Origin of the sequence: Anaerostipes faecalis (genome assembly GCF_018982945.1) — a bacterium.
GTDB classification, from domain to species: domain Bacteria; phylum Bacillota; class Clostridia; order Lachnospirales; family Lachnospiraceae; genus Anaerostipes; species Anaerostipes faecalis.
On the sequence record NZ_JABRXE010000004.1, the window covers coordinates 45,418 to 60,351 of the forward strand.

17 protein-coding genes and 1 tRNA gene are annotated in these 14,934 nt (G+C 38.0%); 15 read left to right on the forward strand and 3 right to left on the reverse strand.

Annotation, left to right across the window (positions count from 1 at the left end; translation table 11 throughout):
• Genes atpG through atpC form a run of 3 tightly spaced genes read left to right on the forward strand, consistent with a single transcriptional unit; the run spans position 1 to position 2,692 of the window.
• The gene (gene atpG / locus KTB61_RS05735; RefSeq protein WP_075759998.1) at positions 1-861 is read left to right on the forward strand and encodes an ATP synthase F1 subunit gamma; all 861 of its coding nucleotides are present in this window, start codon (positions 1-3) and stop codon (positions 859-861) included.
• A gap of 17 nt (positions 862-878) precedes the next feature.
• On the forward strand, positions 879-2,279 hold the full coding sequence (atpD, locus tag KTB61_RS05740) for a F0F1 ATP synthase subunit beta (RefSeq protein WP_075759999.1): 1,401 nt from the start codon (positions 879-881) through the stop codon (positions 2,277-2,279).
• Between the two features lie 8 nt (positions 2,280-2,287).
• A complete protein-coding gene (gene atpC / locus KTB61_RS05745) occupies positions 2,288-2,692 on the forward strand; it encodes an ATP synthase F1 subunit epsilon (protein WP_075760000.1) in 405 nt (134 codons plus the stop codon).
• A 217-nt stretch (positions 2,693-2,909) separates the two neighbouring features.
• Here atpC and KTB61_RS05750 read toward each other — a convergent pair whose 3' ends face one another.
• Entirely contained in the window at positions 2,910-3,359 is a 450-nt protein-coding gene (locus KTB61_RS05750; RefSeq protein ID WP_075760001.1) for a CYTH domain-containing protein, read from the reverse strand.
• Between the two features lie 95 nt (positions 3,360-3,454).
• Between KTB61_RS05750 and trmB the strand changes: the two genes are divergently transcribed.
• The 3 genes from trmB (at position 3,455) to KTB61_RS05765 (ending at position 6,487) form a co-directional block, all read left to right on the forward strand.
• Positions 3,455-4,096, forward strand: a complete 642-nt coding sequence (trmB, locus tag KTB61_RS05755) for a tRNA (guanosine(46)-N7)-methyltransferase TrmB (RefSeq protein ID WP_216697012.1) — start codon at positions 3,455-3,457, stop codon at positions 4,094-4,096.
• A 182-nt stretch (positions 4,097-4,278) separates the two neighbouring features.
• Positions 4,279-4,596 (forward strand): thioredoxin, encoded by a 318-nt coding sequence (gene trxA, locus KTB61_RS05760; RefSeq protein ID WP_075760003.1) that lies wholly within the window; start codon positions 4,279-4,281, stop codon positions 4,594-4,596.
• A 97-nt stretch (positions 4,597-4,693) separates the two neighbouring features.
• Positions 4,694-6,487 carry an ABC-F family ATP-binding cassette domain-containing protein gene (locus tag KTB61_RS05765; RefSeq protein WP_216697013.1) on the forward strand — a complete coding sequence of 598 codons (1,794 nt, stop codon included), beginning with the start codon at positions 4,694-4,696 and terminating at the stop codon, positions 6,485-6,487.
• 54 nt (positions 6,488-6,541) lie between these two features.
• Here the strand turns inward: KTB61_RS05765 and KTB61_RS05770 are convergent, their stop codons facing one another.
• Positions 6,542-7,720: an AI-2E family transporter gene (locus KTB61_RS05770; protein WP_216697014.1), complete on the reverse strand. Its 1,179-nt coding sequence runs from the start codon at positions 7,718-7,720 to the stop codon at positions 6,542-6,544.
• Positions 7,721-7,872: 152 nt separating this feature from the next.
• Here KTB61_RS05770 and KTB61_RS05775 point away from each other — a divergent pair.
• Together KTB61_RS05775 and KTB61_RS05780 are read left to right on the forward strand one after the other, a co-directional pair.
• Positions 7,873-7,945: transfer RNA gene (locus tag KTB61_RS05775), tRNA-Lys, on the forward strand.
• Positions 7,946-8,046: 101 nt separating this feature from the next.
• A complete protein-coding gene (locus KTB61_RS05780) occupies positions 8,047-8,859 on the forward strand; it encodes a carbon-nitrogen hydrolase family protein (RefSeq protein ID WP_216697015.1) in 813 nt (270 codons plus the stop codon).
• Here the strand turns inward: KTB61_RS05780 and KTB61_RS05785 are convergent.
• Entirely contained in the window at positions 8,845-9,519 is a 675-nt protein-coding gene (locus tag KTB61_RS05785; RefSeq protein ID WP_330656327.1) for a DUF554 domain-containing protein, read from the reverse strand. The two genes, KTB61_RS05780 and KTB61_RS05785, sit on opposite strands and share 15 nt — an antisense overlap.
• A gap of 222 nt (positions 9,520-9,741) precedes the next feature.
• Here KTB61_RS05785 and KTB61_RS05790 point away from each other — a divergent pair, with 222 nt between their 5' ends.
• The 7 genes from KTB61_RS05790 to dnaK all read left to right on the forward strand — a co-directional run bounded on the left by KTB61_RS05790 (position 9,742) and on the right by dnaK (position 14,923).
• Complete coding sequence (locus KTB61_RS05790) at positions 9,742-10,230, forward strand: C-GCAxxG-C-C family protein (RefSeq protein WP_075760006.1); 489 nt, start codon at positions 9,742-9,744, stop codon at positions 10,228-10,230.
• Positions 10,231-10,644: 414 nt separating this feature from the next.
• On the forward strand, positions 10,645-10,818 hold the full coding sequence (locus KTB61_RS05795; protein WP_216697016.1) for a hypothetical protein: 174 nt from the start codon (positions 10,645-10,647) through the stop codon (positions 10,816-10,818).
• A gap of 8 nt (positions 10,819-10,826) precedes the next feature.
• Entirely contained in the window at positions 10,827-11,102 is a 276-nt protein-coding gene (locus KTB61_RS05800; protein WP_216697017.1) for a MarR family winged helix-turn-helix transcriptional regulator, read from the forward strand.
• 20 nt (positions 11,103-11,122) lie between these two features.
• The gene (locus KTB61_RS05805) at positions 11,123-11,545 is read left to right on the forward strand and encodes a zinc ribbon domain-containing protein (RefSeq protein ID WP_075760008.1); all 423 of its coding nucleotides are present in this window, start codon (positions 11,123-11,125) and stop codon (positions 11,543-11,545) included.
• A 1-nt stretch (position 11,546) separates the two neighbouring features.
• Positions 11,547-12,392, forward strand: a complete 846-nt coding sequence (locus KTB61_RS05810; RefSeq protein ID WP_075760009.1) for a DUF5685 family protein — start codon at positions 11,547-11,549, stop codon at positions 12,390-12,392.
• Positions 12,385-13,143, forward strand: coding sequence for a DnaJ domain-containing protein (locus tag KTB61_RS05815; protein WP_216697018.1), 759 nt, complete (start codon positions 12,385-12,387; stop codon positions 13,141-13,143). Before KTB61_RS05810 ends, KTB61_RS05815 begins: the two co-directional genes overlap by 8 nt.
• A 34-nt stretch (positions 13,144-13,177) precedes the next feature.
• Positions 13,178-14,923, forward strand: coding sequence for a molecular chaperone DnaK (dnaK, locus tag KTB61_RS05820; RefSeq protein WP_216697019.1), 1,746 nt, complete (start codon positions 13,178-13,180; stop codon positions 14,921-14,923).
• Positions 14,924-14,934 lie beyond the last annotated feature (11 nt).

Consider the following 14,934-nt stretch of genomic DNA (forward strand, 5'->3'; position numbering starts at 1 on the left):
ATGGCATCAATGATTGATATAAAAAGACGAAAAGCCAGCATTGAAAGTACCGGACAGATCACCAAAGCCATGAAACTTGTCTCTACAGTTAAATTGCAGAGGGCAAGACAGCGCGCAGAGGAATCAAAAGCATATTTTAACAAGATGTATCAGACTATGACATCTATTCTTGCAAAAGCAGGGAATATTGAGCACCCGTATTTAAAAGCCAACGGGTCTTCTGTGAAAGGAATTATTACGATTTCTTCCAATCGAGGACTTGCAGGCGGATATAACAATAATATTGTAAAGATGATCCGTGACTGCGGAATGGATAAAGATGAAATTGCAATATATGGTGTTGGACATAAGGCTATGGAAGTACTTGCCCATCGAGGATATAAAATAGTTTCAGATGATTCTGAGATTATTAATGAGCCTGAATACGAAGATGCAAGAAAACTTGGTGAAAAGGTTTTAGAAGCTTTTGAAAATGGAGAGATTGGTGAAATATATCTGGCATATACCGATTTTAAAAATACCGTTGTACATGAACCTAAATTAGTGAAATTGCTGCCGATTGAATGGGACAGGGACTCTCTGGAGGAATCTCAGGATGATAAATTACTGATGAATTTTGAACCAGAACCAGAAGAAGCCCTAACCATGCTGATTCCGAAATATCTTTGCAGTATGATCTATGGGGCTCTGGTTACATCGGTAGCCAGTGAAAACGGTGCGAGAATGCAGGCAATGGACTCTGCAACCAGCAATGCAGAGGAAATGATTTCCACCTTAGAGCTTGCTTATAACCGCGCAAGACAAGGTGCAATCACACAAGAACTGACAGAAATTATTTCAGGAGCAGAAGCACTTAAATAAGAGTAGGAGGAAATAAGATGGCAGATAATCATACAGGGAAAATCACCCAGGTGATTGGTGCGGTTCTGGATATCAAATTTGAGGAAGGACAGCTTCCGGAAATAAATGACGCAATCGATATTCAGACAAAAGATGGAGGCAAACTTGTTGTAGAAGTTGCCCAGCATCTGGGAGATGATACCGTAAGATGTATCGCAATGGGACCAACCGATGGACTGGTTCGCGGCATGGATGCCGTTGCTACAGGAGGACCAATTTCTGTTCCTGTCGGTGAAGCAACATTAGGACGTATCTTTAATGTGCTGGGAGATCCTATTGATAATAAACCTGCACCGGAAGGTGTAGAACGGTTGCCAATTCATAGAAAAGCACCGGAATTCAGTGAGCAGTCTACAGAAACTGAAGTATTGGAAACAGGAATCAAAGTCGTTGATCTGCTGTGTCCATATCAGAAAGGTGGAAAAATCGGACTGTTTGGTGGTGCCGGGGTTGGAAAGACCGTATTGATTCAGGAATTAATTCGAAATATTGCAACAGAACATGGTGGATATTCTGTATTTACCGGAGTAGGAGAGCGTACTCGAGAAGGAAATGACCTTTATTATGAAATGAGCGAGTCTGGAGTTATCGATAAAACAGCCATGGTATTCGGACAGATGAATGAACCACCTGGAGCACGTATGCGAGTAGGTCTTACTGGACTTACTATTGCAGAAAATTTCCGTGATCAGGGTGGAAAGGATGTATTGCTGTTTATTGATAATATTTTCCGTTTTACTCAGGCTGGATCTGAAGTATCTGCTTTGCTTGGACGTGTTCCAAGTGCAGTAGGATATCAGCCGACACTGCAGACAGAAATGGGTGCATTACAGGAACGAATTACTTCCACAAAAAACGGTTCTATCACATCTGTACAGGCAGTTTATGTGCCTGCGGATGACCTGACAGACCCGGCTCCTGCAACAACATTTGCCCATCTGGATGCAACTACGGTATTATCCCGTTCTATTTCTGAAATGGGTATTTATCCTGCAGTAGATCCGCTGGAATCCACATCCAGAATTCTGGATCCGAAGATTGTTGGAGAAGAGCATTATCAGGTAGCACGTGGAGTTCAGGAAATTCTTCAGAGATATAAAGAATTGCAGGATATTATTGCAATCCTTGGTATGGATGAACTTTCAGAAGAAGAGAAACTGATTGTAGATCGTGCAAGAAAGGTCCAGAGATTCCTGTCACAGCCATTCTTTGTGGCAGAACAGTTTACAGGTAAACCGGGACAGTATGTATCATTAAATGATACTATTCAGGGATTTAAGGAAATACTGGAAGGAAAACATGATGATATTCCGGAAGGTATGTTCTTGAATGCAGGAAGTATTGATGAAGTAGTAGAGCGTGCAGCAGAGAAGAAGTAGGTGATGGCATGGCTGATAATTTAATGAAATTAGAAGTAACAACGCCGGAGCGTACTTTTTATCAGGGTGATGTGCGTATGGTGGAGCTGACAACAACGGAAGGTGATGTTGGAATTTATCCAAAGCATATTCCCATGACTATGATAGTTGCACCTGGAGTTCTCACTATCACAGAATCAGATGGTACCAAAAAGGAGGCAGCATTAATGAAAGGCTTCCTGGAAATAACAGGTGACTCCATGAGTATTTTGGCAGAAGTTGCTGAATGGCCAGATGAAATTAATCTGGAACGTGCCAGAAAGGCAAAAGAGCGTGCCAAGAGACGTCTGGCAGCCAAAGATGCCAATACAGATTATGTACGGGCAGAAATGGCACTAAAACGAGCACTGATAAGAGAAAAAATTTCAAATTAAAGAGAGACTCAGATATACCCCGTAAAACGGCTTCCGCGCTGCGCTTGTGCAGATTGTTTTTGCGGGGTATATTTTCGTCTTAGAAAGAGAATTTAATTCATGGAGAGGGTTAAAAGAAGAAAGAAAATTCATGGAGTGCGTTAAAAAATACATCCTGCATGGAAACATTCTGTGGGGCCATAGGTCCCTGGTCGTTCCAGGCAGGATATCTGAGTTATTATCGATTTGCTAAATTATTATTCTGATATCTGGAGTCGAAGGTTACTTCGTCATCAAACCATTCTGGTCCTTCATAGTCAAGTGCTGCTTCTTCGCTTGGAAATTCGACTTCTGCCATAACAAGCCCTTCGTGATCTCCGTGAAATACATCCAGTTCAATCAGATAACCATCATCTGTGGGAATTTTATAACGTGTTTTCTGAATGAGAATGCCGTCAATTTTTGGTCGTAAATGTTCATAAGCTTTTTTATCCAGCGGGAATTCAGATTCCGTGCGGGACATAAGGCCACGGGACTTAAAGGTAAGAAAATACAGCTTATTCATTCGGCGAATCCTTATGACAGGATCCATGCATAAATAACCTTGTTCAATTTCTGAATGTGGATAAGTTTCCAAATTGTCAGGTAAATCGTGGACAATAAATTTACGTTCAATTTCCATGGGCATCCCCTCCATTTGTTTTTCTTTATTATACCTAGCGATTATGATATAATCAACAAAGATTAAAGAAAAAACAAAAAATAAGGAGAAATGTAGAATTTATGCGTTTAAGGAATGTACCTGGGGCAAGAGAAACTATTATTGAAAGTCCCATATCCATTCAGGATCCAGAAAAATTAAAAGGAAAATGGGCGGATGAATTTAAAAATGACCATCCTGTACACATTGAAGTAGGTATGGGAAAAGGAAAGTTTATTTTAGAAATGGCAAGAAGAAATCCTGATATCAATTATATAGGGATTGAAAAATATTCCAGCGTTCTTGTGAGAGCTGTGGAAAAAGCGGAAGAATTTGAAGGAGATAACCTTCGCCTTATTCGTATGGATGCAGAAAATATTGAAGATGTATTTGATGAAGCAGAAATTGATCGTATATATCTGAATTTCTCTGATCCATGGCCAAAAGACCGTCATGCCAAACGTCGTTTAACATCAACACGTTTTTTTGAGCGGTATGATCATATTTTAGCTTCAGAAGGACGTGTTATGTTTAAGACAGACAACAGAGCTTTGTTTGACTTTTCTCTGGAACAGGTTGAAGAGGCTGGATGGATTCTGGAAAATTATACTTATGATTTGCATCATAGTGAATATAATGAAGGAAATGTTATGACAGAATACGAAGAAAAATTTTCTGCAAAAGGAAATCCAATCTGTCGTTTAACAGCATATCGTCAAAAATAACTTTTTTCTGCATATATTATGAAAAAAGTGGTAATATAATCATGAAACCAGGAAAATGTCAAAGAAAAATTCATATGTTTCTTTATCAGCATCCTTGTATCAGCAAATGGATCTGTAAATTTTTAATTTCATTAAAAGAAGCAAATGATTGTTTAAACCGAAAAGAATAGGAGGAATGGAACATGGAATATACATTTACAAAGGAAAATTTTGAAAAAGAGGTATTACAGTCTGATGTACCGGTATTGGTTGATATGTTTGCAACATGGTGTGGCCCATGTAAAATGATGGCTCCTGTAGTTGAAGAGATAGCAAAAGAATATGAAGGAATCGCCAAGGTTGGAAAAGTCGATATCGATCAGGACAGTGATCTGGCAGCCCGTTACAGCATTATGTCAGTTCCGACATTTTTAATCTTTAAAAATGGAGAAGTAGTGGATAAAGTAGTAGGTGGTGTACCAAAAGACATCCTGACACAGGCAATTGAAAAAGCAAAATAAAATGATATTGGAGCTTCATTTGAGGCTCCTTTTTTCTTGCATGTAAACTGCTTTTGCCATATAATCGAGATAATAAGCCTATAATCGGGAGGATCAGATGAATATTTTAAATATAGAGCATATTAGCAAAATATATGGAGAAAAAGTGATTTTTGATGATGTATCCTGTGGAATTCATCAGGGAGACAAAATTGGTATTATCGGAGTCAATGGGACAGGGAAAACAACTTTATTAAAGATAATTACAGGTATGGAAGAACCGGATTTGGGACAGGTAATATGCGGAAATGGAATCAGTGTTGCCTATTTGCCGCAAAATCCTGAGTTTCCTAAAGAACTGACGATTCTTGAATATGTTATGGAAGGAAAAGAACATCAGGACTGGAAGACAGAAAGTGATGCAAAATCCATACTTACCCGATTAGGTATTTATGATTTTGAAAGCAGTACAAAATATTTATCTGGAGGACAGAAAAAAAGAGTAGCATTGGCAAGAACACTGGTAGATCCTGCGGAGGTTCTTGTTCTGGATGAACCTACCAACCATCTGGATAACGATATGGTTTTATGGCTGGAGGATTATCTGAATCAGTTTAGAGGTGTTTTAATCATGGTAACCCATGACCGGTACTTTTTGGATCGTGTTACCAATAAGATTGTGGAAATTGATAAAGGAAAGCTGTATGAATATAATGCAAATTATTCCGGTTTTCTTGAATTAAAGGTCCAAAGAGAAGAAATGGAACAGGCAACGGAAAGAAAACGCCAGAGTCTTCTTCGTGTGGAAATGGAATGGATGAAGCAGGGAATTAAAGCCCGGGGGACAAGGCAGAGAGCACGAACAGAACGATTTGAAGCATTAAAAAATGCTGCAGGTCCGGAAATCCAGCAGAAAGTGGAAATGGATTCTGTCAGCAGTCGTCTGGGGAAAAAGACCATAGAGATTGAACATGTCTCTAAAGGGTATGATGATAAACAGCTGATCCAGGATTTTTCTTATATTATCTTAAGAGATGATCGTCTTGGAATAATAGGACCAAACGGTTGTGGAAAATCTACATTGATGAAGATGATCATGGGAATTGTTTCTCCAGATGAAGGGCAGATCATAATAGGTGACACTGTTAAAATCGGATATTTTGCTCAGGAAAATGAAGAAATGGAAGAGGATAAGAGGGTCATAGATTATATCCGTGATGTGGCAGATTATATTGAAACTGCCAGGGGGAAAGCAAGTGCATCCCAGATGCTTGAGAGATTTTTGTTTCCGCCAGCATTGCAGTATACCCCATTAAATAAATTATCCGGTGGAGAAAAAAGAAGACTTTATTTGTTAAGAGTGTTAATGGAAGCTCCGAATGTTCTGATACTGGACGAACCGACAAATGATCTGGATATTGCCACTTTGACGATTCTTGAAGATTATCTGGATACATTTCAGGGAATTGTTATTACTGTTTCTCATGACCGGTATTTTCTGGATCGAATCGTAAACAGAATCTTTGCTTTTGAATCAGGAGGGCGTCTGGTACAGTATGAAGGTGGTTATACGGATTATCTGGAAAAGACCAAGGACAAATTTAAACAGATACAAACAAAAAAGGAACCTAAAGATAATAAAGGTACAAAATTTCAGAAAACCCATCAGAAAAAATTGAAATTCACCTTCAAGGAACAAAAGGAATTTGAAACTATTGATGAAGATATTGAAAAGCTGGAAACAAAGATTGAACAACTGGATGAGGAAATAATGAAAAATGCCACAAATTCTGGAAGGCTTTCTGAATTGACGGTTGAAAAAGAAGAAACGGAAGCTCAGTTAAATGAAAAAATGGATCGCTGGGTCTATTTAAACGATTTAGCAGAAAGAATTGAAAATCAGAATCTATAAAAAAATTCTGGGGATTTAATATGCCCCAGAATTTTTTGCTACATAATTTCATTATTAAACTTCGTCTGGATCTAAATGTATATCCTTTTTGTATAAACGGTATTCTACCCAGTTGGTAATTAAATATTGAACACAGGCAAAAAACGGAACACCTAAAAACATTCCAAGAGGTCCAAAGAATTCTCCACCTACAGTAATAGAGAACAAGATCAGTAATGGGCGGACACCAGTGGATTGTCCAAGAATTTTAGGACCGAGAATCAGTCCGTCAAATTGCTGAAGTACCAATATCATAATAAGGAAAATAAATGCTTTCATGGGACTGATGATAAGCAGGATAAAAGCACCAGGAACGGCACCAAAAAATGGTCCAAAGTACGGAATCATATTGGTAATTCCAACAATAACACTAATGAGAACTGTATATGGAAGCTTAAGAATCGTCATTAAGAAAAAACATAAAACTCCAATAATCAGAGAATCAATAGATTTTCCTATGATAAAACTGGAAAAGATCTCGTGACAGTCTTTACATGTTTTCAAAACAGTATAGGACCTCTTTTCATTGAAAATAGCAAGAATCAGTTTTTTCATAGACAATTTAATAATCCCTTTATCTGTTGTCATATAAACAGATACTACAAAAGCAATAAAAATATTAAACAGCCATTTGGCAAGAGATAAAGACATATTATATAGCCATGGAATAATCTCAGCAATAATTGTATTGGAAAGATTTAAAAGTTTCGGGAGAGTTTTTGTTTCGATGGTATCCAAAACTTCAGGAGGAAGCAAGTGTGTACTTGTTGCGCGATATTTTTCAAAAAGGTCTACAATAACTTTGTAAATAGAAGGAATCTGCAATGACAGTTCACGGATACTCTCATATAGTTGAGGAATAATGAATGTAAGGCAAACAATCAGACATCCAATAAATACCAGATAGCTTAATAAAATAGAAAGGCCTCTGGAAAGCTTTTTCTTTTTTTTCGGAAGAATCCTGTCAAAAGTGTTTCTCTGGAAAAAAGCAACTACCGGATTCATAATATAAGCAATGAGGAATCCCATAAAAAATGGGAAAAGTGTATCCCAGATATCATTTAAAATTTTTTTGGTAATATTCCACTGGGTAATAAAATGGAATATTAGGCATCCGATCAAGATGACTGCAATAGAATAAATACATATTGTAAAATATTTTTTGTTTGATTCAAATTTATGATTCCCCGCCATTTTTTTCTCCTTATCAATTATTTGATACTATTATAGAATGTAAGTTGATTTTCTACAAGAAAAAAATGAAATTTGTACTTGCATTCTTTGTACCAATCGTATATAATAAATCTTGCGTTAAGGGAGAGCCCCTTAACAGATAATATAAATATGCGTGATTAGCTCAGTTGGTAGAGCACCTGACTCTTAATCAGGGTGTCGAGGGTTCGAACCCCTCATCGCGTACTAGAGACACTGTTTTTGGATATCAAGCCGGGGATGGTGTTTTTTTGTTTCTAAAAAAACACTTAAAGAATTATTATGCAGACTGAGAGACGGGTGATGATATGGCAGTAAAATTAGCATTGGCACAAACCACATCTTCTTTGAAGTGGGAAGAAAATGTGATGAAAGCTGAAAGATATATAAAAGAAGCTAAAAGACAGGGAGTAAAACTTATTCTCTTTCCAGAATATTTCATGATGTATTATCCATCTGAAGAGATTAATTACAGAAATGAAGCACAAAGTTTGGATGGTCCCTTTGTAAGTAGAATGAAAGAACTTGCAAAGCAATATGAGATGTGGATTATCGCAGGTATGAATGAGGATTCTTTGGATAAAGAGAAAAGCTATAATACAATAGTTTTGATTGATGATTCAGGAAGGCTTGCAGCCAGGTATCACAAAAATCATTTATTTAATGCTTTTTCCTGCCAGGAGTCTGAAGATACACTGGAAGGGCAGAATATGTTTATACCTGTGGATTCTCCCGCAGGAGTGATAGGAATGGGCTGCTGCTATGATTTGCGTTTTCCGGAAGTGGCACGACTGGCGGCTCTTGGAGGTGCACAGGTTATGTTTTATCCATCAGCATGGGTAAAAGGAAATATGAAATATGAGCAATGGGAGTCCTTGCTGCGAGCAAGAGCGATAGAAAATGAAATGTATGTTTTTGGATGCTGTCATTATAGCCCGATGCACTATATGGGCAGAAGCATTGGTTTTGATCCAATGGGTGAAAAAATAATAGAGGGAGAAGAAAAAGAACAGCTTCTTGTATGTGAAATAGATCTGGGGAAAATACAAAAGGTCCGCCGTGACAATCCTGTATTTGAGAATCGACGGACAGACCTTTATTCATTATTATACAAAAAATAAAAAGAAAATAATCGGTACCAGTAAAGCCGGAAGCATATTAAGGGTCTTAAGATCTTTTATTTCCAAAATGGAAAGACCGGATGCAGTAATCAGAAAACCGCCGACAATAGTGATTTCTGCCATAAGGGGAGCTGTTAAAAATTCCTGAAGGAAAGTGGCACCAAGATAGATTGCCCCCTGCCAGCAAAATAGTACCGGACTGGCAAATGCCATTCCAATCCCATAAGTTGAAGCCAGTACTGTTGAAGTTACAAAATCCAGAGTTGCGTTTGTAAATAAATATGTATTGTCTCCATAAAGAGCACTTTGGATTGGCCCTAAAATAGATAAACTTCCGATGCAATACAGAAGGATTCCGGTAGAAAGACCCTTGGATAACTCTGATTTCCCAAGGCGGCTCATAAGATTTTTGAATCTGCCATCAATATCAAGGACGGTACCGATCAGACTTCCAAGAGCCAGGCTCACAATGAATAAAACCGGGTATTTACTATTTGACATATTTGAGATGACAGCGTTGAGTCCAAGACCTACAGCAGCCAGTCCCATGGCATTATACAGACAGTTCTGATATTTTTTATGAGTTCCTTTTCGAAAAATACTTCCAAGAATACTTCCGGTTAAAATAGTTCCGGTATTTACAATAGTTCCGATCATCATCAGTACAATTCCTCTTTTCTATTATATTCAGATATATTATAAACGAAAGTTCATAATTGTGGGAAGAAAAAATATAATAATAAAGAAAAAGAAGTTTGGAGCGGATAAGATGCCTCAAACTTTTTTCTGTTTTTACCAATGCCGCCTGGCTATTTATGATATACTGTTAATGGAAATCCTTAAAATCTATAGACAGTATAGTGAATAAAGGGAGGTAAACGGATGTTAGCAAAAGAGGAGAGTCTTTATGCCTCAAAAGCAGGAAATTTATTCGGGAAAGGGTTTAACTGTGCCCAGTCTGTTTTTCTGGCATTTGAAGATTATTATGAGATTGACCATGAAACTGCTTTAAGATTAAGCTCTTCCTTTGGAGGAGGAATGGGACGGCTTCGTGAAGTCTGTGGAGCAGTCAGCGGAATGTTTATGGCAGCAGGATGTATATATGGATATTCCTCTCCCGAAGATTATGAAGCAAAAAAAGCTCATTATGAGCGAATCCAGATACTGGCAGAAGAATTCAGAAAAGAGAACGGATCAATTGTATGTAGGGAACTGCTGGGATTGAAAAAGGGAAAAGATGATCCGACACCTTCAAAACGTACGGAAGAATATTATAAAAAACGGCCATGTAGAGAACTGGTAGAAATGGCAGCGGCGATTCTTCATGGTTATATGGAAGAGCACTCCAAGAGAGAGCCGGATGAAATGTAAAATATTTTTGAGATTTGATAGAGTCATTAGGATTTATTTAATATTAAATCTTACACATGTAATATATCAGATGAGGGATGACTCCCGCCTCTGTAGGCGGTGAGCAACAATTATGTATCAGTGGCGGGTTTCAATCCCCCATCTGATATACGCTCCGCGAGGATGCGCAGGAATTCGGATTGGAAGTATGTCTGCTATGCAGACCCGAATTCCGCGCCAAGACTCGCGAGCGAGTCTTGAAAATAGAAGATAAATAAAGGGGAAGAGAAAAATTATAAACTTTTCTTTAGAAATTGTTTAGATAAGGTTCATTGAATTCCTTATATCTTGGGAGTATGCTGTCTTTTGTACAATTGATAACAATGTTAACAATAATAATATACAGTCTTTCACAGGCTGAAAAAGGAAGGAGCCATGGGAGATCATCAGACGATAGAAGATGATATGATTACTTTGTTCCGTAAGTTGCTGAAAGTAGATTTTTCTGCTTATATCCGGAATCTTTCCAGAGAAGAGTTTTTCATGCTGGGTGTCATAGAAAATTATTCCCGGCAAAACCAGGGGAAGGAATTCGTGTTTCAGAGATAGCGGAAACATTGGATGTATCCTCTCCAGCAGTGTCCAGGATGCTGCGTGGGCTGGAAAAGAAAAAATACATTTGCAGAAAGGCAAGCAGTATCAGCAGGAGAAATACTATCGTAAAGCTGGCACCGGATGGAGTCAGGGTATACGAGGATTCTAAAAATCATATCAGCGATTTAATTCAGAGAGTTATGAAGCAGATGGGAAAAGACCAAATGGACGAATTAATGAGACTTTGGAATCGGTTTGCCCACATTTTTGTTGAGGAGACAGGAAAAGATTTGGAATAATTTGAAGGAGATGACAGTTAATGAGAGAAAAAATTAATCAATTTATGCTTGGGAGATATGGAAATGATGATCTGAACCGGTGTTTAATGAAGATTGTAGTTGCAGCTATTGTTTTATCGCTATTCACTGGACGGATACATATAGGTATTATTTCATTGGGAACTATTTTTTATTGGATTGGTTTACTTGGACTTATATACAGCTATTTTCGCATGTTTTCCAGAAATATATATAAGCGTTCTGAGGAAAATAGAAAATTCCTTCAGAAAACAGCCAATATCCGGGGATCCTGGAGTTCTAAAAAAAGAATGATGGAACAAAGAAAATATTACCATATCTATACATGCCCGGGATGCAAACAGAAAATCCGCATTCCAAAGGGAAAAGGGAAAATAGAAGTACGTTGTCCAAAATGTGGAGCTACATTTGTAAAGAGGAGTTAACATGTTCGGATATATCATTGTCAATAAACCGGAAATGAAATTTAAAGAATTTGATATATATCATGGGTATTACTGTGGACTTTGCAGGAAATTAAAAGAATATTATGGTGTTGAGGGACAGATTACATTGTCTTATGATATGACTTTTGTTATCATGATGTTGTCTAGTTTGTATGAGCCGAAGACAGAAGATGGATGTACCAAATGTGCAGCTCATCCACTTCAAAAACATCCTACAAAAATCAATGAGATTACAGATTATGTAGCTCATATGAATGTGATTCTTGCATATTATAAGTGTCAGGATGACTGGAATGATGATAGAAAAATAAAAAAAAGAATTCTTGGAAAAGCATTAAAGCGTAAATGCAGGCTTTCCGAATCTTTATATAGAGAAAAATGGAAGAAGATAGATCATTTGTTAAATGAATTATCCAAAGAAGAGGAAAACGGGAATACAGATATTGATCATATGTCAGGAATGTTTGGACAGATTATGGCTGAGATTATGCTTTACAGGGAAGATGAGTGGAAAGATCTTCTTTTAAGATTTGGATTTTATCTGGGAAAATTCATTTATTTAATGGATGCATATGAGGATATCGAAGATGATATAAAAAATAATAATTACAATCCTTTAAAAGAGATATATCAGAGGGATGATTTTGAAGAAATCTGTCATGGCATTTTAACTATGATGATGGCAGAGTGTTCTAAAGCATTTGAACAGCTGCCTTTGATTGATAATATTGAAATCTTACGTAATATTTTGTACTCTGGTGTATGGTACAGATATGAAAATGTAAGAACCAAAAGAGAAAAGGAAAAGGGAGAAAAGAATGGTTGATCCTTATGAAATTCTTGGAGTGTCGAGAGATGCAACGGAAGAAGAGATTAAAAAAGCATATAAGAGATTAAGTCGAAAATATCATCCTGATGCAAATCTGGATAATCCGAAAGCTGCTGAAGAAAAGTTCAAGCAGATTCAGCAGGCTTATCAGCAGGTAATGAAAGAGAAAACATCTGGTTATAGTCAGGGTTCATATGGTACCCAGGGAAATCCATATGGACAATCACAAAGCGGTCCATATGGCAATACCCAGGGAAATCCATATGGCAATCCGTTTGAAGATATATTCCGTGAATTTTATGGAGGCGGAGCTTATAGTGGTCAAGGATATGGAGATCAGACCAGCACAGGATATGAAAAAGATAATCATCTGAGGGCTGCGGGAAATTATGTAAGAAATGGTTATTATCAGGAAGCAAGAAATGTTTTAGATGGTATGGAAGCAGGTAAGAGGAATGCTCGTTGGTATTATTATAGCGCATGTGCCAATGTTGGACTTGGAAACAATGTAACAGCCATGGAACATGCCCGCCAGGCTGTTTCAATGGAACCTGGAAATGCAGAGTATCAGATGTTGTTACAGCAGTTGGAAGGGAATGGAACATGGTATCAGCAACGGCAGCAAAGTTATGGAAGTCCTTATGCAGCAGGTGGAGACTGGTGTATGAAGATTTGTCTCCTTAATCTTGCATGTAATCTTTGCTGTGGCGGAGGCGGCTTCTGTTGTGGAGGTCCATATTATCGGTAAATAACAGAAAAAATAGGATACTGGAGGGAATAAAATGAGCAAAATCATAGGTATAGATTTAGGAACCACCAATTCATGTGTAGCAGTCATGGAAGGTGGACAGCCAGTGGTCATTACCAATAGTGAAGGACAGAGAACAACACCATCCATCGTTGCATTTACAAAAAACGGGGAGAGACTGGTGGGAGAATCTGCAAAGCGTCAGGCTGTGACAAATATTGACAGGACGGTTGCATCTGTAAAGCGTCAGATGGGATCAGATCGTCGTGTAAAGATTGATGGGGAAAAATACAGCCCACAGGAAATTTCTGCTATGATCCTTATGAAACTTAAAAAAGATGCAGAAAATTATCTGGGAGAAACTGTGCAAAAAGCTGTTATCACAGTACCGGCCTATTTTAGTGATGCTCAAAGACAGGCTACAAAAGATGCAGGGAAAATAGCAGGACTTCAGGTTGAAAGGATCATCAATGAACCAACAGCTGCAGCATTAGCATATGGACTGGATAAATCAGTTTCTCAAAAGATTATGGTATATGATCTAGGTGGTGGAACTTTTGATGTATCGGTGATTGAAATAGGTGATGGAGTTGTGGAAGTACTGGCAACGTCAGGAGATAATCATCTTGGTGGAGATGATTTTGATGCAAGGATCGTACAATACCTGTTAAAAGAATTTAAGGCTCAGGAAGGCATTGATCTATCAAAAGATCAGACAGCAGTACAGAGAATCATGGAAGAAGCGGAAAAGGCAAAAAAAGAGTTATCATCAGCAATGAGTGTTCAAATTAATCTTCCATTTATTACAACAACAAATCAGGGACCGAAACATATGGATATTTCCCTTACCAGAGCAAAGTTTCAGGAACTGACCTATGATCTGATCGATAAAACGGCAGGACCGGTAAATCAGGCATTGTCAGATGCGGGAATATCTGCATCACAGTTGAATCAGGTTTTACTGGTAGGAGGATCCACAAGGATGCCCGCAGTTAGTGATAAAGTAAAACAGCTGACTGGAAAAGAACCTTCTAAAACATTAAATCCTGATGAATGTGTTGCCTTGGGAGCTGCAATTCAAGGTGGGAAAATGGCAGGAGAATCAGGATTAAATGAAATTCTCCTTATGGATGTTACACCACTGTCACTTTCCATTGAAACAGCAGGAGGAGTAGCTACCCGGCTGATCGAGAGAAATACAACGATCCCGACCAGATATAGCCAGATTTTCACAACAGCAGCTAACTTTCAGACTTCCGTTGATATTAAAGTACTGCAGGGTGAGCGTGCTATGGCAAAAGATAATCAGGTACTGGGTAATTTCAGATTAAAAGGAATTAAACGTGCTATGCGAGGTATTCCTCAGATCGAAGTAACATTTGATATTGATGTTAATGGAATTTTAAATGTATCTGCAAAAGATCTGGGAACAGGGAAGGAACAATCAATCACGATTACATCCAGTTCTAATTTATCAGATGAAGATATTCAGAGAGCCATGGAAGATGCAAAGGCATATGAATCTCAGGATCAGGAAAAACGAGATGCCATAGAAATTTACAATGAAGGGGAAAAACTTTTATATCGGGGAGAAAGAATTCTTTCAGAGAAGAAAAAGGAATTGACAAAAGAACAAAAATCTATGCTGAAATCGGGAATTACCGGATTAAAACGTTCCATGAAAAGAGTAAAAGCCCAAAATATTACACAGGAAGAGGCAAGACAGATAAAGGCTGCCATGGATGAACTGGAGCAGATTCTTGCTCCGATAGAGGCATAAATTTACAGAGT